Here is a 16,701-nt window from a genome sequence, read left to right as displayed (position 1 = left end):
ATCGCCGCGAGGAATCGGGCAGCAGCAGGCGAAGACAACGACAACACCACGAGCAAGCACCTCCACATCGGGTGTTGCATCGATCAATGGAATCCCGGGTGCCCTGTTCGCTCCTTGGTTGGCGTCTCGGAACCCGACGGTTACGAGGCGTCTCGACGGTCGCATGCTCGTCTCGCGAACGAACGGCGGAACGCTGCTAGTCGGCGATTTTCAGAACTATGTTTCGAAACCCGCTGGTTGAATCGCGGTACTCACCATAAGTTGCGAGACACCTGGAACGTCGTGGCGAAGCCGATCGGATGCGTGCGGGTATCGACCCGACCGTGATCAACAGATCGGCAAGAAGCAGACCTTCTGCCTGCCGGCGTACGGCGCGATGATCTTTACATCGACCAAGGCGTCTCGGGAGCTCGCGCCTCACGGCCGCAATTCGATCGCGCGATCCACGCTCTCGAGGCCGGTGACACACTCGTCATCCACAACCTTGGATCGGCTCGGACGGTCGACGCAGAGATGCTCGACTTCGCGCAAGGTCTCCGCGACCGCGATGCCGGCCATCGCGTCTTGAACCTCGCCATCGGTGACGTCGACACATCAACTCCGACGGGATCGATGCTGTTCACGATCATGGCAGCGCTGGCGCAGTTGGAACACGACATCAAGCGCGAGCGAATCGTTGACTCGATCAGCAAACGTCGCGACGCCGGGAAGGATCATGGAGGGCGCCCCGCCGTATCACCGACAGCCAAACTCCACACACGCCACCCGCCCGACGATCGGCCGCTCCAGGCGGGCAACCCATCCGCTGGGAATCGTCTGAGGATCCCTCGCGCTCATCCGATCTACGGATGACACATGCCAGAAGGGCCGGTTAGGCTCGGTTTCAATCTGACTCCCGTCATCGAGAGTCCGGATACGAGGGGTGCAGGCCGTCGCGATCTCGGCTACGCAGCACCGGGGGCAACTGCTGCAGCGCGTGAGCGTTCCCGGCATCGCCGGTCGTGCACGGCGCGTTCGGCTCGGAATCGCGCCCGCGCCCGCGGGCTCGGGGTCACGGCCGCGAGGCGGCCCGCGCGCGAACACCGGTGCGGGAACCGGCGACGCGATCGATCGGCGACTCGATCGCCTCGGTGCGCTGGTGCGCCGAGTGTACGCGCTGCTCATCGCAGGCGCTGTGTCGGTGGTCCTCCACCGTGCGGTCGCCCCGCGATTCGAGGGTTCGACCGCCGCGCACGGCATCGACTACCTGTGGATCGCACCCGCTCTCGCCGGCGGCGCGGTCATCGGTGCCGCCCTCGTCATCGCGTCGGCATCGCGCACCGGCCTGTCGGGACTCGCGCAACTGGGTCTTCCCGCGCCGGGGCCGATGAGTCGTTCCGCTGCCAACGGTCTCACTTGGGCGGCGCTCGCGACGCTCGCCGTGCACTTCACGTCCGACGCGTTCGAACCCGTGCCCGGCGGCCACTTCGCGGTGGGCGCGGCGCTGGCGGTCGCGATCGGGGTGAGCACCGGGCGGCTGCACCGCCAGGCCATCGAGAGCGAGGCGTACCGCACCTTCAACCTCGTCGCCATGCTTCTGGCCGCAGGCAGTCTCGCGAGCATGAGCATCACGCCGACGGGCGAGTGGTGGGTGCACAACTTCAGCACCCTGGGCACGTCGGGCGACTTCGCCGCGATGTGCTTCAACGTCGCGGTGGCGGCCTCGGGCGGAGGGATCGCCGGCATGTCGGCGATGCTCACCAGGGGAATCGCGTTCGGCGGTTTCGGCATCCGGCGCGGTGCTCGCGCGGTGATCCGCGCGCTGATCGGACTCGTCGGGTTCGGGCTCATGGGCGTCGGCTGGGTGCCGATCTCGCAGGCGCCCGACCTGCACAACGCCTTCGCACTCGGCGCGGCCGCCGCATTCGCGCTGCTCTGCGTCGGCGCCCCGTGGTACGCGGTGCGCATGCCGCGACCCTTCGTCTGGTTCTCGGCCATCACACTGCTCCTCGAGGTGGGTGCGATGGTCGCCTACGACGGAATGCACGTCTTCAACCTCACAGTCTTCGAGATCATCGCGTTCACGCTCGTCTTCGCGTGGCTGATCGTCTTCGTCGCGGTCACGTCGGCGCATCGGCACGAGCAGGGCGAGACGGATGCCGCGGCCCTGCGCCGGGGCATCCGTCTCGCCCGCGCCCACCGCTCACGGGCGGCGCATCCGGATGTTCGGGAATCTTCGGCGACGTCTGGCGTTGTGCTTCGAAGAGGGGCGAACGGCGCCGGCTCGCGATCACCGACCAGGAGGAACGATGCCCAACGACTCCGACCCGCGATCCGCCGGCGATGCCGCGGCACCAGAGCACATCGACGGCGCCGCAGTCGAGATCGTCAGGAACGACGAGCGGCACCGCTACATCGTGACGGTCGACGGTCAGCGAGCAGCCGTTTCGCACTTCCGTATCGAGCCCGGCACGATCGTGTTCACGCACACGATCGTGCGCCCCGAGTTCGAAGGGAGGGGCCTCGGCAGTCGGCTCGCGAAGTTCGTGCTCGACGACGCGATCGCCCGCGGTGAGCGCATCGTTCCCGAGTGCCCGTTCATCGCCGCGTACCTGCGCCGGCACCCCGGGTACGAGGCATCCGTCGACTGGCCCGCCGCCTGACGGAACCCGGGCCGGCACCCCTCGTCGTGCGCGCCGTCGCGACACCCGGAACACGCGAACTCGCACGAAGATTCCTCGATTTTGTCCCCTGATCGGGGCGGTGCGCACGGGTCGGCGATGCGGATACGATTCGACCAAACCCGAGTCCAACCCGACCCGACCGACCTATCCTGCCTTGCTGGGTCGCGCGATCGGGCGGCCCAGCCGCTACTCGGGTGGTGCTTGCCGAGCTCAGTTCGGGTCGCTCGGTGAGATGAGGCCTCTTGTGAGGCCGCGGTGGGGTGGGAGGTAGGGTTCCCACCCCACCGTCATGCAACCGTCCCGGCGGCGGCTGCGCCGCCGAGCTCGTCTCGCGGCGCGCTTCTCGCGCTGCTGGAGCCGGACAGGTGAAGTGGCGCGAGGCGGCGGGTGGGTTCCGCCGCCGCCCCGCGCCGGCCGCGCAGAACGGCGCGGCCGGTCGTGCGCGTCGGGTGCGCTGCACGACCGTGAGGGGTGAGGCCCGACACTGGGGGCGCGGTGCCGGACCCCACCCGGTCAACGTCGCATCGGGAACCTCCGCACGCCGGGGATCGTCGGCCCGCCATGGGCGGCTCGTGCCACGGATCCGAGACCGTTCCGGCCGCGCCTCGAAGCGAGCCTCAGGGTGGTCCGCGGCAACGAGACGGCGCGTCGGGCTCTCATGGCTGATCGCGGCATGGTCCGGTCCTCCTGACTGGAACTGGGGTGTTCGCTCCCAGGCAGGGAGCGATGACCGTTTCCACCTGCAACCGGGCAGGCGGAGCGGACCCCGATCAGTCAGGGGTGGTGTCTGTGTCGTACACCGGTGACGACGGCAGATCGTCGTCGACCGAGCGCAGCACCAGCGAAGTGAGCGCGCCGAGTCCGAGCGCAGCGAGCGCCGCGTCGGAGATTCCGGATGCCCCGGACGCGCCGAACGCGCCGCCACTGGAGCCGGCTCCGCCGGAGCCCGCTGTGCCGCCGGCGCCATGCGAGCCAGCGGCGCCGCCGAGCGGGGCGCGGTCGACGGGGGTGATCGTGCCGGTGGCATCGGCCGGAGCGACCGCTCCGGCGGGCGGGCCGGCATCCCATGCCGGCGCGTCGTAGGCGATGAAGATCTCTGCCCCGTCGGGCGGCTGGGTCAGGCTCCAGTCGAGCGGTGGAACGGGCGGTGTGACCGGTGCGTTCGTGGTGCTCGGCGCGTTCGAGGTGCTCGGCGCATTCGAGACGTCCGGTGAGTCGAACCCGGCTTTCGGGGGTTCATCGCTGCGGGGCTCATCGGCGGGGTCGGAACTTCCGGGGGAATCGCCGACCGGCGCCTTGGCCGGGTGATCCGGCTTGACGGCGGGATCGGGCGCGACGGGGTCGTTCGGGGAGCTGGGGGCGGGATCGGGTGCGTGGGTGGGGCGGTCGGGCGTGTTCGCGGGGTCGGGCATGTTCGCGGGGTCGGGCGTGTTCGCGGGGTCGGGGTTGCTGTCGTTCGGAGGTGTCGGGGCGAGGTCGGGTGCGTTGATGGGCGCTTTGGTCGGGTGGTCAGGCCTGTTCGCGGGGTCGGGAACGGTCTCGATCTGAGGTGTCGGGGTCGCGGAGGGATCGCTCGGCTTGTCGGCGAGGCCGGGTGGGGTGGGTTTGGTGGGGGGTGCCGGGGGTGCGGCGGGTGCCGGGGGTGCGGCGGGTGCGGGTTCGGGGGTTTGGGCGGGCTTGCCCGGCTTGTCGGCAAGGCCGGGTGGGGTCGGCTTGGTCGCCGGTGCGGCCGGTGCGGCCGGTGCGGCGGGTGCGCCGGGTTCCGCGGGTGCGGCGGGTGCCCCGGGTGCGGCCGGGGGTGTGGCGGGTGCGGGGGCCTGGGAGGGCTTGCTCGGCTTGTCGGCGACCCCGGGTGGTATGGGCGTGGTCGCCGGGGCACGGGAAGCGGGTGCAGAGGGAGATCTGTCGGGCGGCGCAGGCGTGCTGACCGCCGCGGGGTCGCTCTCGGGTGCGGCAGGCAGCGCTGGTGTGGCGGCGGGTGGCTGCTCGACGGACTGATCGACTTCGACGACCGTCGTGACATCGGGCGCCGCGGGTTCGACCTCGGTCATCGTCGGCTCGACGGTGGGCGTCGGCTCCTCGGCCGCGGCGCCGGTGGCACTTGAGAACAGGCTGATCGCGAGCCAGATCGCCGCAACGAGCACCGACATCAGGGCGTAGCGAAGCCACAGCACGCGCCCCGCGGCATCCGCTGACGTCATCGATCTCACCCCCGTGTGCTACGACGGTACTCCGCGATATGCGACGCGGTCTAGCGGGGCGGACGATTCAAGTCCGGCATCCCCCGCGGGCCGACGGTGATACACGGTGTGCTTAATTCACAGAAATCTGTACTGTTGCTCCCATGACGACCGCCACCGCGACGCTCACGCACACCGCCGCCCTTGCACGGCTCGGGCACGCCCTCTCCGACCCGACGCGAGCGAGCATCCTCCTGGCGTTGCGTGAGGCACCCGCGTACCCTTCCGACCTCGCGGATGCCCTGGGCGTCTCGAGGCAGGTCATGTCCAATCAGCTGGCCTGCCTGCGCGGATGCGGCCTGGTGGAGTCGATTCCCGACGGTCGCCGCTCGTCGTACCGTCTTGCCGATCCGCACCTGGCTCCCGCGCTCGCCGACCTCCTCCGCCTCGTGCTCGTGGTCGAACCCGACTGCTGCTCGGGGGAGGGGTGCACCTGCTGATGACCTCGACCACCCTCACCGACGCCCGTCGAGTGAGGCTGCATCGGCGCATCCGTCTAATCGTTGCCGCGACGATCGCGTACAACCTGATCGAGGCCATCGTGGCGATCACGGCCGGCACGATCGCGTCCTCGGTCGCCCTGATCGGATTTGGGCTCGACTCGACCATCGAAGTGCTCTCGGCGGCGGCGGTCGCCTGGCAGTTCACGCGTCGTGACCCCGAGCGTTGGGAACGGGGCACGTTGCGCGTGATCGCCATCGCATTCTTCGCGCTCGCTGCGTATGTGACGGTGTCCTCACTGCTCGCGCTCATCGGCGCCGCCGAGCCCGAGCACAGCACGGTCGGCCTCATCCTCACCGCCGTGAGTGTGGCGGTGATGCCCCTGCTGTCGATCGCCGAGCGGCGCGCCGGCCGCGAGATCGGGTCTGCGACTGCGGTCGCTGACTCGAAGCAGACGCTGATCTGCGCCTACCTCTCTGCTGCGGTGCTGCTCGGGCTGCTGCTCAACAGCCTCTTCGGCTGGTGGTGGGCCGACCCGATCGCCGGGCTCGTCATCGTCGTCTTCGCGGTGCGTGAGGGCATCGAAGCGTGGAAGGGCGACACCTGCGCGACCTCCGTCGGCATGATCCTCGAACACGTCGAGTCCGAAGATGCGGGCCGGCACGTCAGTGTTGAATCAGCCGGGGCCAGTCATGCGTCGGACGAGAGCTCACCGTCGGATGCCGCGTCGACCGCGTGACCCGCGGACTCTCGGACACCCAGCCGCAGCCGGTCGCAGAGGTCGCTGAGGTCTTTGAGTTCGCGTTCGTCGAGGGCGTGCCCGACATGACGGGTGATGGCGCCCATGTGCTCGATCGCGACCTCGCGGAAGAGCTCGAACCCGGCCTCGGTGATGCCGACGATGGTGCCGCGTCCGTCTTCGGGGTCGGGCAGTTTCACGACGAGGCCGCGAGACGTGAGCCGATCGACGAGGCGGCTGACACTCGGCTGCGTGATGAGCACGTTGCGATTGAGGTCTTTGAGCCGCAACCGGCGACCCGGGGCGCGTGAGATGTTGAAGAGCACGTCGTACTCGTTCAGCGAGATGACCTCGCTCGGGAACTCGGCGGCCAGCGCTCGCATGATGGTCACTTGAGCACGGAAGAGCGACTCCCATGCGGCGACCGTGATCGCGCGATCGGCCATCTCGGCTCCCTTCGACGTTTCGGCTCATCCAACAATAGGGAACCGCGGGAGAAATCGGTTGAGGGCCGGTCGTAGAGGCTGACGACCGGCCCTCTCCCTTGCACCAAGAGTGTCCTGCAATCACATTCCGCACCGACCGCCACAGCAAACAGTCGGTGCACTCACGAATATATAACGGATCGGTAACGAGCGCTAGTTATCGTTCTGTGATTTTTCCGGGGACCGGAATCAGCCGCCCCGATCCTGCCTCGCGGAATGCGGGATCGGCGAACGACGAGCAACTCTGAATGCGTGCGTCGCGTCAGTAACTCGGCGCCGCGGGGCGCCCGAGATACGCCTCGAGGCTGCGGAACCCGCCCTCGCGGTAGTCCTCGGCGAGGGTCGTGCCGACGTAGCGGAAGTGCCACGGCTCATGGTCGTATCCGGTGATGTGGGTCTGCCCGCTCTCGTATCGAAGGATGAAGCCGTAGCGCCACGCGTTCTGCGCCAGCCAGCGGCCCTGTGCCGTGCCGCCGATGCATTCCATGCATCCGTTGGCCGAGATGTCGATGGCGAATCCGGTCTGGTGCTCGCTGTAGCCCGGGCGCGCGGTGAGTCGTTCGGCGGCCGCGCGGCCGCGTGCCGCCACGTCGCGATTGAAGATCGAGCTCTGCGAAGCGTACGAACGGTAGCCGCTCTGCAGGGTCAGCTGCCCCAACCCCGCCGCGGAGGCCGCCGCGAACATGCTGCGCACCGCCCACGCGGCATCCTTCTGCACCGGATCACCCCAGGCCGACGCCACGCCGGGATCGGCGAGCGCCGGGGTATAGGTGGCAGGTCGTAGCGGTGTGCGCTTGTTGACGAGCACCCAGGGGCTGGCCGGATCGGTGATCGACAGGCACCCGACCAGGTCGCCCACCATTCCGCGTACCGCGCCGACGCCGCCGACCAGACGAACCCGCGAGACGGTCGCCCCGGTGAGTTGGGCGCGCAGCTGGGAAGTCACGCAGTACGGGACGCTCAAGTAGAGCGGTCGCGCGCGCATGCCCGCGAGCACGCCGACTGAGAGTGCGTCGGGATAGTTGAATCCGGTCACGACGTAGGCGTCACCTCTCGGGACGGTTGCGAAGCTCGCCCGGTTGATGGCGATGGCCGTCGCCAACCGGTCGGCACCGGCGAGTCGCGTCGTCGACCCGGTGCCGAGCATGGTCCTGAGTCTGGACTCGATGCCGGTCGAGACGACGCCCGCGCCGCCAACGATGACGGCCCTGGTCGCGCCGAGGTCGACCAGCAGATCACGGGTGGCGGAGTCGAGGTCGTTCGCTCGGCCGGGTACGAGGACGATGGGTGCGTGCGCACTCGAGGCAGCAGGCCCCGCAGCGAGCGCGTCGGGATAGTCCGCACCCGTTGCCACGTAGACCGTCGATGCCGACTCGAACGCAGCTCGCACGACCGCGAGCGAGGTCGCATATCGATCCGTCCCGCTCTGTCGCTCGACAGTGGCGGCGAGCCCGCGGGCCACGTTCTCGACCGAGTTCGATATCGTCGCCGCGCCGCCGACGACGATGATGCGCTCGGGAGCGAGTCGCTGCAGTTCCGCGGCGACGACGGCCGGAAGTGCTGTGGGTGCGGTCAGCAGCATCGCGGCCCCCGATGCGACGGCCGCCGGGCCGGCGCTGAGGGCATCGGGATAGTTCACTCCGGACACGAGGTAGACGGTGTCAGTGCCGTTCGGAAAGGCGAGTTTCGAGACGGCAACGGATGTCGCGTACCGATCAGACCCGCTGATGCGGTCGGTCGCGGCGTGGGCAGTCTGCGGGCTCGCCCACAACGACACCGCCACGAGCGCGGACGCGACGATCACGGACAGGATTCCGAGGCGCATGCGCCCAATGTTAAGCGCGAGACGCGCAGCCCGTCATGAAGGACGTTCGGGATGCCGGGCATCGCGATGGCGCAGAAGGGGCGCGACCGCACCGCCTCAATAGAGGTCGGGCGACGGCGTCGAGGCCTGTCGGATCGAGACATCCGCGTGCCGGTCGAACCGGTAGCCGACGCCGCGAACGGTGCGCACGATGTCCTGGTAGTGCGCGAGCTTCGAGCGCAGCCGGCGCACGTGCACGTCGATCGTGCGCTCGCTGGGGGCCTCGTCGTCGGCGTCCCACAGGTTCTCGATGAGCTCGTGGCGGTCGATCGTGCGACCCTCGCGCAGCACGAGGTATTGCAGCAGCTCGAACTCCTTGTAGGTGAGGCCGGCGGCCTCGCCGTCGAGCAGCACCCGCTTGCGCGAGATGTCGATGATGACCCCGTTGGGGTGGCGGTCGGTGTCGTCACGGGTGCCCTGGCCCTCGCGCTGCTTCGCGAGCGCGGCCGGGTCCTGCAGCGCGAGACGCACGACGTCGACGTCGCGACCGCCGGCTCCCTCAGGTGCCAGTGCCACGGCGGCGTAGGTGCCGGAAGAGGGAGCGATCTCGGCGGTCAGTGCGCGCAACGCCTCGACGATGCGGTGCAGCGTGGTGCCATCGGCCGCGGCCTTCGCCTCGTCGATGCCGACGTAGAGCACGAAGCCGCGAGCCTCGGTGCCCTCGGGCACGGCGCGAACGCGGGGAGCTGCGGGGCGGGCGGATGCGGATGCCGCGACGGCGGTCGTGGCCTCGGTCGAAGCCGAAGGTGCGGGGGCGCCGATCGAGCGGAGCGGCGCAGCGACGGGGGCGGCGGGCAGCGACGGGGCGGTGCGGGCCTGAACGGTGCGGACGGGAGCGGAGGCGAGTGCGAGAGACATGTGACGAGTCCTTGTGCTGAAGGGTGCTGCAATCGACCCCTCAGAAGCGGGGTCGGGAACGAATGGCCGTTCGGCCGGGCGAACCCCCGAGATGCGACGGTTCAGTGGAGTCGGCGCCGATCGGGGTGCTGATCGGCTGGGGACTCGGCGGTCGTTTCGCTGTTAGCGGCACATTCGACAACACATGGGTGCACGCGCCGGCATCATCATGCCGGTCGTCCTGGAAGCCTCGGGGGCCGTCAGGGTGCGTGCGGTGTCAGTCATGGGGTGAGTCAAACTCAGAGTCCGACGTATGTCAATTCATGACGGCGAGATAACGGGGTGTGACGTCGCAGCCGGTGCGGGTGCGGTTGCGACATCCACAAGAATCACGATTGGCAACCGGTTTCGAGAAAGGATCTGCGACGGAGCATGAGTTTCGGAAATATTCCGTGTGGCCGGTGCGCAACGGCGTGTCGAACCCCGAAGATCCTTCGAGGCGGATGACGCGGCATCGCCCCTACCGTGTGGAGCCGCGGGTTTCGTTCGCCCGGTCGGCTCCTGTGGGGACCGTTACACCGTGCCGTAGAGGCGGTCGCCTGCATCGCCCAGGCCGGGCACGATGAAGCCCTGCTCGTTGAGCTGCTCATCGACCGCGCCGAGCACGATCGTGACCTCGCGACCCTGCAGCGCCTGTTCGACGGCCTTGAGGCCCTCGGGCGCCGCGAGGATGCAGATCGCGGTCACGTCGGTCGCACCGCGCTCGAGCAGGAACTCGATGGCCGCCGTCAGCGACCCACCCGTGGCGAGCATGGGGTCGAGCACGAAGCACTGGCGGTTGCTGAGGTCGTCGGGCAGGCGCTCGGCGTAGGTCGTGGGCTCGAGGGTCTCTTCGTTGCGAGCCATGCCGAGGAAGCCGACCTCGGCGCTCGGCAGCAGCTTGACCATGCCCTCGAGCATGCCGAGGCCCGCGCGCAGGATCGGCACGATGAGCGGCTTCGGCTCGGCGATGCGCACCCCCGTCGTCGGCGCGACCGGCGTGACGATGTCGACGGGCTCGACGCGCACTCCACGGGTGCCCTCGTAGGCGAGCAGCGTCATGAGCTCTTCGACGAGCGCACGGAAGATCGGCGACGGAGTGTTCACGTCGCGCAGGACCGTCAGCTTGTGGGTGATGAGCGGGTGATCGGCAACGTGGACTCGCATAGGCTCGAGTCTATTGCCGACCCCTTCTCGCCGAGTTGCCCGAATTCGGTGAGAATCGGGCAACTCGGAATCGGGACGGAGGTGCGCGCGTGGAGCGTGCGATGCATCACGATTGGATGCGCCTCGCGCTGGCCGAGGCTGAGCAGGCGCCCGCGACGCGCGACGTGCCGGTCGGTGCGATCGTGGTCGACGGGTCTGGCAGGGTCGTCGCCGCGCGGCGCAATGAGCGCGAGCTCACGGGTGATCCGACCGCTCACGCCGAGGTGCTCGCGCTGCGTACCGCGGCCGAGGCGACCGGCGACTGGCGCCTCACCGACTGCACGCTCGTCGTCACCCTCGAGCCGTGCGTGATGTGCGCCGGCGCCATCGTCTCGGCGCGTGTTGCCACGGTCGTGTTCGGAGCGTGGGACGAGAAGGCCGGTGCCGCCGGCTCGCTCTACGACGTACTGCGCGATCGTCGCCTCAATCACCGTGTCGAGGTCTTCGGGGGCGTCGAGGCCGAGGCATCCGCTCGTCTGCTGCTCGAATTCTTCGACGATCCGCTGCGCCGGCCGGCGTCGCCGTAATCCTCGAGGTCGCGCAGCCTGCGCACCGGGCTGAGTCCCACGATGAGCGGGCCGAGCAGCAGGATGAACGCGGACCCGAGCAGCACGGGTCGGCTGCCCACCTGTGCGGCGAGCACGCCGGCGACCAGGGCGCCGAGCGGGATCATGCTCCATGAGACGAACCGCACGGTGGCCATCACGCGAGAGAGCAGTGCGGGCGGGCTGGCCACTTGGCGGTAGGTGCGCGTCACGACGCTTCCCGGCACGACCGACGCCCCGAACACGAGGGTGCCGACCGCGAAACACAGCCACCCGACGGGCCCGGCGCCGAGGGGGATCAGCAGGGCCCCGGCGAACCCGAACAGCCCGGCGGCCAGCAGCACCCGCGCGGACCCGAACCGGCGCACGAGCCACGGCGTGGCCGCCGCCGCGAGCAGCGCGCCGGCACCATCCGCGGCGAGGAGCACCCCCACCATGGCGGGCGGAGCATCGAGGTCGCGCACCAGGTAGAGCGCGAAGAGGCCGGCCTGCACGCCGCACACGAGGTTGACGACGCACGCCCACCAGGTGGCCGACGCCATCACGGGGTGACGTACGACGAACCGCCACCCCTCGGCGATCATCGCGCCCATCCCCGGCCTTGCGCCGCCGTCGGCGGGGGCCGGCTCGCGCCGCTCGGGCAATCTCCGCAGCAGCAGCGCGGACGTCAGGTAGGAGGCGACGTCGACCAGCAGCGCGGGCACCGCGCCGATCACCTGCACCAGCAGGCCGGCGACGGACGGACCACCGAGCTGTGTGGCGGCATGGGTTCCGGAGACGAGACTGTTGCGGCTCGTCAGCTCATGCTGCGGCACCACCGTGGGCAGGAACGTCGTGTTCGCGGTGAAGAAGAACACCTCGGCCACGTTGATCGCGAGCGCCGCGACCACCAGGTGGACCAGTGAGAGGTCGCCCAACCACCAGACCAGCGGCACGGTGAGGATCGCGCCCGCCCGCACCAGGTCGGCCACGACCTGCGTGGCGCGCAACGGCAGCCGGTGCACGATCGCGCCCGCCGGCAGGCCGAGCACCACCCAGGCGAGGTACGACGACGCAGCGAGCACGCCCGTCTCGACCGGCCCCGCGTCCAGCACGGTCACCGCCGTGAGCGGGAGCGCGACGGCGGTCACGGCGGTGCCGACGCCGCTGGTCGTGCTCGCAGCCCAATAGGTCCAGAACGGCCGTGAGCTCGTGGTCACAGGCCACCTCCTCGGTGCGGGGACGGGCCTGGGAACAAAAGGGGTCCCGTCGTGGTTGGTAAGTTCCAGAATGGAACTTACACCACGGCGCCGTATGGACACAGCCCGTGCCCGGGGAGAGGATTGAAGCCATGCGCCGCGAGGATCTCACCGACAGCTCCTGCGGCATCGCGCAGTCCCTCGGCATCGTCGGTGACTGGCAGAGTCTGCTGATCGTGCGCGAGGCCGCCGCGGGGGTCACCCGGTTCGAGGGCTTCGCTCGCGAGCTCGGCCTCTCGCGCCGCGCGCTCACGGAGCGCCTCGGGTCGCTCGTGGAACACGGCGTGCTCGAGAAGGTGCCGTACTCGTCGCGGCCGCCGCGCCACGACTACCGGCTCACCGCAAGTGGCGAGGGGCTGCTCCCGGTGCTGTTGGCGCTGCAGGAGTGGGGCACGCGGTTCGTCATGGGCGACGGCACGCTGAGCGGCGCGCTCGGCGACGGCGACCTCGCGCGGGTTCGCGCGCTCGAGGGCACGCGCGCGCCCGACGTCGCGCTCACGGCGTCCGACGGTTCCACGGTGCGCCTCGTCGACCCCGACCGCTGGACGGCGCTGTTCTTCTTCCCCGGCGCGTACGCGCCCGGGACGCACGGGTACCCGCCGCACTGGGGTGAGGTGCCGGGCGCCAGCGGCTGCACACTCGAGTGCGTCAGCTACGGACGCCGGCACACCGCCCTCGCGAAGGCGGGCGCGCGGGTGCTCGGCGTCAGCACGCAACACCCCGAGCAGCTCGCGGCGTTCGCCGCGCACGCCGACCTGCCGTACCTGCTCGCCTCCGACCAGGACGGCCTCGCGGCCTCCGCGCTGCGGCTGCCCGTGTTCCGGGCCGGCGGCGCCGACCGGCTCAAGCGCGTCACCCTGCTGGTCGACGACGAGGGAACCGTGCGGCACGTGCAGGCGCCGGTGACCGACCCGGCGCAGTCCGTCGATGACGTGCTCGGCCTCATGCGCGAGCTGGACGCAGGCGAGCGCATCGAGGGGGCCACCCGCCCGGCACGGACGTGATGCCGCGCGAAGGCGGTGCAGAGGCGCGCACCGCGAGGTCTACGCGGCTGATTCCGACCTGCGGGCGAGGCCCTCGAGGTACTCGCCGAGCAGGAGAGCGGATGCCGCTTGCATCGGCGGCCCGTAGTCGGCGCGCTGCGCGCGCAGCTGCTCGGCGGTGAGCCCGTACTCGGGCAGCTCGTCGCCCCAGGCTGCGAGCCAGTCTTCGTGGATGGCGTCGTCGACCTCGGGGTGGAACTGCACCGCGAGCAGCCAATCGCCCCGGGCGAAGGCCTGATTCTCGTACTGCGCAGACCCGGCGAGGCGCTCGACGCCCTCGGGCAGCTCGAACGTGTCGCCGTGCCACTGCACGGTGGGCACGCCGGCGAAGTGCCGCACCGGCGAGTCGGTACCCGCCTCAGTGGGCTCGACCATGAGCCAGCCGACCTCTTTTCGCTCGCCCTTGTATGCGCGCGCGCCGAGGGTCTTCGCGAGCAGCTGGGCACCCAGGCAGACGCCGAAGATCGGCGCCTCGGCGTCGATGCGGGTGCGCAGCAGTTCGATCTCATCGGCGAGGTAGGGGTAGAGGTCGGTCTCGTAGGCGCCCTCTTCGCCGCCGAGCACGACGACCAGGTCGGGTGCGAGCGCGTCGAGCCCCGAGACATCCGTCGACGGCGCGTCGACCGTGACGATCTCGTAGCCGTGCGCCTCGAGCGTGGGCTCGAGGTTGCCGAGGCCGATCGTCGAGTCGTGGCGGAGCACCAGCGCAGTGCGGGGTCTCGTCGATCGAGTAGGGCCGCGTGAAGCGCGACCCGTATCGAGATCACCGGTTTCGGGTCTCGAGACGCGTCCGGCTTCGCCGGGCGCTCCTCGACCGACGCTCTTCACTCGAGGCCCTTGATGACGATCGCGTCGGTGGGCGGCGCGGGCTGGTTCGGTTCGACATACACGTCGGGCTCGATGTAGATGACCCGGGCCGAGGGCACGGCCGCCCGAATGCGCTGCTCGATGACGTTCGTCGCGGCGGCGATCTCGAGCACCTTCTGGTCGGCGGTGAAGCCGACCTTCGCGGCGACGAGCAGCTCGTCGGGGCCGAGGTACAGCGTCTTCATGTGGATGATGCGCTCGGCCTCTGGGCCGTTGACGATCGCCTGCTCGATCTTCTGGACGTCGTCGTCGTTGGCGCCTTCGCCGACGAGCAGCGACTTGGTCTCGATGCCGAGGACGATGGCCACGAGCACGAGCAGGGTGCCGATCATGAGCGTGCCGATCGCATCGAACAGCGGGTTTCCGGTGATGACCGTGAGGCCGACGGCGAGGAACGCGAACACGAGTCCCACGAGCGCGGCGATGTCTTCGAGCAGCACGACGGGCAACTCGGGCGCCTTCGCCCGGCGCACGAACTGCACCCAGGTCTGCTTGCCGCGCACGTGGTTCGACTCGATGACGGCGGTGCGCAGCGAGAACGACTCGAGCACGATCGCGATCGACAGCACGAGCAGCGGCAGCCACGCGTTCTCGAGCTCGTGCGGATGCTGCAGCTTGTCGACGCCCTCGTAGATCGAGAAGACGCCGCCGACCGAGAACAGGATGATCGAGACGACGAACGCGTACACGTACCGCTCGCGGCCGTAGCCGAAGGGATGCTCCTTGTCGGCCTTCTTCTTCGCCTGGCGTCCGCCGAGGATGAGCAGCAGCTGGTTGCCCGCGTCGGCGACGGAGTGCACGCCCTCGGCGAGCATCGACGCCGACCCCGAGAAGAACCATGCGATGAACTTCGTCACGGCGATTCCCGAGTTGGCGAGGAATGCCGCGATGATGGCTTTGGTGCCGCCCGATGCGCTCATAGCAGCAATCCTAGGATGGTCGCATGAGTGCTGCAGACCCCGTGAGACTGCCCGCGATCGCGTTCCTGGGCGCCGGTTCGATGGCCCGGGCGATCATCGCCGGGCTGCTTCAGCCGGGCGTCGCGGTCGACGGCGGCATACGCACCACGAACCGCACCGCCGAGAAGGCGGCCGAGTTGGCCGGGCTCGATGGCGTCACCGCCTACGCGACCGAGACGGATGTCGCAGCCAACCACGCGGCCGTCGCCGGCGCCGCGCTCGTGGTCGTGGCCGTGAAGCCCGCGATGGTGCCCGACCTGCTGCGTGAGATCGCCGATTCGCTCGAGCCGGGCACGGTCGTCGTGTCGGTCGCCGCCGGCGTGACCGTCGAGACGTTCGAGTCGCTGCTGCCCGACTCGGTCGCGGTGATCCGTTCGATGCCGAACACGCCCGCGGTCGTCGGCCGCGCCGTCACCGGTGTCTCGGCCGGCACCCGCTCGAGCCCAGCCGACCTCGCGCTCGCCGTGTCGCTCTTCGAGACGGTCGGCCAGGTGCTCGTCGTCCCCGAGTCGCAGCTCGACGCGCTCTCGACGATCTCGGGCTCGGGGCCCGCGTACGTCTTCTACCTGATCGAACAGCTCACCGCGGCCGCCGTCGACAAGGGCTTCACGCCCGAGCAGGCCGCGGTCATGGTGCAGGGCACGTTCCGCGGCGCGAGCGAGCTGCTCGCGTCGACCGGCGACGACCCCGCCGAGCTGCGTCGTCGGGTCACGAGCCCCAAGGGCACGACAGAGCGGGCGATCGCCGTGCTCGAGGCATCCGATCTCAAGCAGACGTTCGACCGCGCCACCGATGCCGCGCTCGCCCGCGCCCGCGAACTCGCCGCGGGCGCCTGAGGGGTCTCGAGACGGCGCCGGCGCGCCTCATCGACCGGCGTCGGCTCACTCGGATCGCGGGCGGCGCCGGTGCGTCACCGCGCGGGCGCGAGCCGCGGTGCGCGCCGGCGACGCATGGCGAGCCAGACGCCGAACGCTCCGATGCCGGCGCCGACGACCGCCGCGGCGCCGATGAGCAGGCCGCTCACGACGGCTTCGGCGTAGGCGGGCGCGAGCGTCGGATTGGACGCGAGCTCGCCCTCGAACCCGACGATGAAGCCGAGCCCGAACACCCACGACGCGACGATGATCGCTGCCGGGATGGGTGGGATCTTCCGCATGTCACTCCTTTGCACGTGACCCGCCAGCCTAACAGAGGTGTGCAGAAATTTCCTGTTCAGGTGTACTTTTCACCATCCCCTGCGGTTCGTTGCGAGCGGACATGACTTCCCTGACCGACTGGGCTATGGTCTTCGGAAGCCCGCCAGCTGAAGAAGGGAAGCGAGCTCACATGTCAGGCAAGTCCCCCCGTGGGAACGACTCGAAGAAGCAGCCTCAACTCTCGTTGAAAGAGAAGCGAGCGCAGAAGCGCGAGAAGGCCGGAGACGGTCTGATCAAGGCGCGCAAGCGCTGATTCGGCGCCGAGCTGCGCGGGTGCAGGCTCGATCGGCAGTCGCTGCTCCGACGCCCGACTCCCGACGTTCGACGCCCGCGTCACCA

18 protein-coding genes are annotated in these 16,701 nt (G+C 69.7%); 8 read left to right on the top strand and 10 right to left on the bottom strand.

Features of this window, described 5'->3' with window-relative positions; translation table 11 throughout:
* Positions 1-354: 354 nt before the first annotated feature.
* Complete coding sequence (locus tag LSF15_RS16840; RefSeq protein WP_269756583.1) at positions 355-852, top strand: recombinase family protein; 498 nt, start codon at positions 355-357, stop codon at positions 850-852.
* A gap of 199 nt (positions 853-1,051) precedes the next feature.
* Here the strand turns inward: LSF15_RS16840 and LSF15_RS16835 are convergent, their stop codons facing one another.
* A complete protein-coding gene (locus LSF15_RS16835) occupies positions 1,052-2,113 on the bottom strand; it encodes a hypothetical protein (RefSeq protein ID WP_308188487.1) in 1,062 nt (353 codons plus the stop codon).
* Between the two features lie 22 nt (positions 2,114-2,135).
* Here LSF15_RS16835 and LSF15_RS19115 point away from each other — a divergent pair, with 22 nt between their 5' ends.
* The gene (locus LSF15_RS19115; RefSeq protein ID WP_308188486.1) at positions 2,136-2,642 is read left to right on the top strand and encodes a GNAT family N-acetyltransferase; all 507 of its coding nucleotides are present in this window, start codon (positions 2,136-2,138) and stop codon (positions 2,640-2,642) included.
* Between the two features lie 791 nt (positions 2,643-3,433).
* Here the strand turns inward: LSF15_RS19115 and LSF15_RS16825 are convergent.
* Positions 3,434-4,873 (bottom strand): hypothetical protein, encoded by a 1,440-nt coding sequence (locus tag LSF15_RS16825; protein ID WP_232499724.1) that lies wholly within the window; start codon positions 4,871-4,873, stop codon positions 3,434-3,436.
* A 134-nt stretch (positions 4,874-5,007) separates the two neighbouring features.
* Here LSF15_RS16825 and LSF15_RS16820 point away from each other — a divergent pair, with 134 nt between their 5' ends.
* Entirely contained in the window at positions 5,008-5,343 is a 336-nt protein-coding gene (locus LSF15_RS16820; RefSeq protein WP_232499714.1) for an ArsR/SmtB family transcription factor, read from the top strand.
* On the top strand, positions 5,343-6,083 hold the full coding sequence (locus LSF15_RS16815) for a cation efflux transmembrane domain-containing protein (RefSeq protein ID WP_232499713.1): 741 nt from the start codon (positions 5,343-5,345) through the stop codon (positions 6,081-6,083). The genes LSF15_RS16820 and LSF15_RS16815 overlap by 1 nt, the downstream gene beginning before the upstream one ends.
* Here LSF15_RS16815 and LSF15_RS16810 read toward each other — a convergent pair.
* The 4 genes from LSF15_RS16810 to upp all read right to left on the bottom strand — a co-directional run bounded on the left by LSF15_RS16810 (position 6,035) and on the right by upp (position 10,475).
* Positions 6,035-6,529 (bottom strand): MarR family winged helix-turn-helix transcriptional regulator, encoded by a 495-nt coding sequence (locus LSF15_RS16810; protein WP_232499712.1) that lies wholly within the window; start codon positions 6,527-6,529, stop codon positions 6,035-6,037. The two genes, LSF15_RS16815 and LSF15_RS16810, sit on opposite strands and share 49 nt — an antisense overlap.
* Before the next feature lie 301 nt (positions 6,530-6,830).
* A complete protein-coding gene (locus LSF15_RS16805) occupies positions 6,831-8,393 on the bottom strand; it encodes a cell wall-binding repeat-containing protein (RefSeq protein WP_232499711.1) in 1,563 nt (520 codons plus the stop codon).
* A gap of 96 nt (positions 8,394-8,489) precedes the next feature.
* Positions 8,490-9,290 carry a winged helix-turn-helix domain-containing protein gene (locus LSF15_RS16800; protein ID WP_232499710.1) on the bottom strand — a complete coding sequence of 267 codons (801 nt, stop codon included), beginning with the start codon at positions 9,288-9,290 and terminating at the stop codon, positions 8,490-8,492.
* A gap of 552 nt (positions 9,291-9,842) precedes the next feature.
* Positions 9,843-10,475, bottom strand: coding sequence for a uracil phosphoribosyltransferase (gene upp / locus LSF15_RS16795; protein WP_232499709.1), 633 nt, complete (start codon positions 10,473-10,475; stop codon positions 9,843-9,845).
* Between the two features lie 101 nt (positions 10,476-10,576).
* On the opposite strand from upp, the gene tadA reads away from it, so the two are divergent.
* A complete protein-coding gene (gene tadA, locus LSF15_RS16790) occupies positions 10,577-11,041 on the top strand; it encodes a tRNA adenosine(34) deaminase TadA (protein ID WP_232499708.1) in 465 nt (154 codons plus the stop codon).
* On the opposite strand, the gene LSF15_RS16785 is transcribed toward tadA, so the two are convergent.
* Positions 10,942-12,258, bottom strand: a complete 1,317-nt coding sequence (locus tag LSF15_RS16785) for an MFS transporter (RefSeq protein WP_232499707.1) — start codon at positions 12,256-12,258, stop codon at positions 10,942-10,944. The genes tadA and LSF15_RS16785 overlap by 100 nt on opposite strands.
* Before the next feature lie 131 nt (positions 12,259-12,389).
* Here LSF15_RS16785 and LSF15_RS16780 point away from each other — a divergent pair, with 131 nt between their 5' ends.
* On the top strand, positions 12,390-13,301 hold the full coding sequence (locus LSF15_RS16780) for a winged helix-turn-helix transcriptional regulator (RefSeq protein ID WP_232499706.1): 912 nt from the start codon (positions 12,390-12,392) through the stop codon (positions 13,299-13,301).
* A gap of 39 nt (positions 13,302-13,340) precedes the next feature.
* Here LSF15_RS16780 and LSF15_RS16775 read toward each other — a convergent pair whose 3' ends face one another.
* Both LSF15_RS16775 and LSF15_RS16770 read right to left on the bottom strand, forming a co-directional pair.
* On the bottom strand, positions 13,341-14,042 hold the full coding sequence (locus LSF15_RS16775) for a glutamine amidotransferase-related protein (RefSeq protein ID WP_232499705.1): 702 nt from the start codon (positions 14,040-14,042) through the stop codon (positions 13,341-13,343).
* 122 nt (positions 14,043-14,164) lie between these two features.
* The gene (locus LSF15_RS16770; RefSeq protein WP_232499704.1) at positions 14,165-15,127 is read right to left on the bottom strand and encodes a cation diffusion facilitator family transporter; all 963 of its coding nucleotides are present in this window, start codon (positions 15,125-15,127) and stop codon (positions 14,165-14,167) included.
* A 23-nt stretch (positions 15,128-15,150) separates the two neighbouring features.
* On the opposite strand from LSF15_RS16770, the gene proC reads away from it, so the two are divergent.
* On the top strand, positions 15,151-16,002 hold the full coding sequence (gene proC / locus LSF15_RS16765; RefSeq protein WP_232499703.1) for a pyrroline-5-carboxylate reductase: 852 nt from the start codon (positions 15,151-15,153) through the stop codon (positions 16,000-16,002).
* Between the two features lie 74 nt (positions 16,003-16,076).
* On the opposite strand, the gene LSF15_RS16760 is transcribed toward proC, so the two are convergent.
* The gene (locus LSF15_RS16760) at positions 16,077-16,322 is read right to left on the bottom strand and encodes a hypothetical protein (protein WP_232499702.1); all 246 of its coding nucleotides are present in this window, start codon (positions 16,320-16,322) and stop codon (positions 16,077-16,079) included.
* 170 nt (positions 16,323-16,492) lie between these two features.
* Here LSF15_RS16760 and LSF15_RS18910 point away from each other — a divergent pair, with 170 nt between their 5' ends.
* Positions 16,493-16,615, top strand: coding sequence for a hypothetical protein (locus LSF15_RS18910; protein WP_269756570.1), 123 nt, complete (start codon positions 16,493-16,495; stop codon positions 16,613-16,615).
* Positions 16,616-16,701: the final 86 nt, after the last annotated feature.

Origin of the sequence: Agromyces humatus (assembly GCF_021228295.1) — a bacterium.
GTDB lineage: Bacteria > Actinomycetota > Actinomycetes > Actinomycetales > Microbacteriaceae > Agromyces > Agromyces humatus.
This window is presented reverse-complemented; position numbering and strand designations above follow the sequence as displayed.

What these genes read in the sequence shown, in the direction of transcription:
- LSF15_RS18910 (WP_269756570.1), top strand. Translation starts at nt 16,493, where the DNA reads ATGTCAGGCAAGTCCCCCCGTGGGAACGACTCGAAGAAGCAGCCTCAA.
- LSF15_RS16780 (WP_232499706.1), top strand. Translation starts at nt 12,390, where the DNA reads ATGCGCCGCGAGGATCTCACCGACAGCTCCTGCGGCATCGCGCAGTCC.
- proC (WP_232499703.1), top strand. Translation starts at nt 15,151, where the DNA reads ATGAGTGCTGCAGACCCCGTGAGACTGCCCGCGATCGCGTTCCTGGGC.
- LSF15_RS16800 (WP_232499710.1), bottom strand. Translation starts at nt 9,290, where the DNA reads ATGTCTCTCGCACTCGCCTCCGCTCCCGTCCGCACCGTTCAGGCCCGC.
- LSF15_RS16770 (WP_232499704.1), bottom strand. Translation starts at nt 15,127, where the DNA reads ATGAGCGCATCGGGCGGCACCAAAGCCATCATCGCGGCATTCCTCGCC.
- LSF15_RS16760 (WP_232499702.1), bottom strand. Translation starts at nt 16,322, where the DNA reads ATGCGGAAGATCCCACCCATCCCGGCAGCGATCATCGTCGCGTCGTGG.
- tadA (WP_232499708.1), top strand. Translation starts at nt 10,577, where the DNA reads ATGCATCACGATTGGATGCGCCTCGCGCTGGCCGAGGCTGAGCAGGCG.
- LSF15_RS19115 (WP_308188486.1), top strand. Translation starts at nt 2,136, where the DNA reads ATGCCGCGGCCCTGCGCCGGGGCATCCGTCTCGCCCGCGCCCACCGCT.
- upp (WP_232499709.1), bottom strand. Translation starts at nt 10,475, where the DNA reads ATGCGAGTCCACGTTGCCGATCACCCGCTCATCACCCACAAGCTGACG.
- LSF15_RS16820 (WP_232499714.1), top strand. Translation starts at nt 5,008, where the DNA reads ATGACGACCGCCACCGCGACGCTCACGCACACCGCCGCCCTTGCACGG.
- LSF15_RS16805 (WP_232499711.1), bottom strand. Translation starts at nt 8,393, where the DNA reads ATGCGCCTCGGAATCCTGTCCGTGATCGTCGCGTCCGCGCTCGTGGCG.
- LSF15_RS16815 (WP_232499713.1), top strand. Translation starts at nt 5,343, where the DNA reads ATGACCTCGACCACCCTCACCGACGCCCGTCGAGTGAGGCTGCATCGG.
- LSF15_RS16810 (WP_232499712.1), bottom strand. Translation starts at nt 6,529, where the DNA reads ATGGCCGATCGCGCGATCACGGTCGCCGCATGGGAGTCGCTCTTCCGT.
- LSF15_RS16835 (WP_308188487.1), bottom strand. Translation starts at nt 2,113, where the DNA reads ATGCGCCGACGTGACCGCGACGAAGACGATCAGCCACGCGAAGACGAG.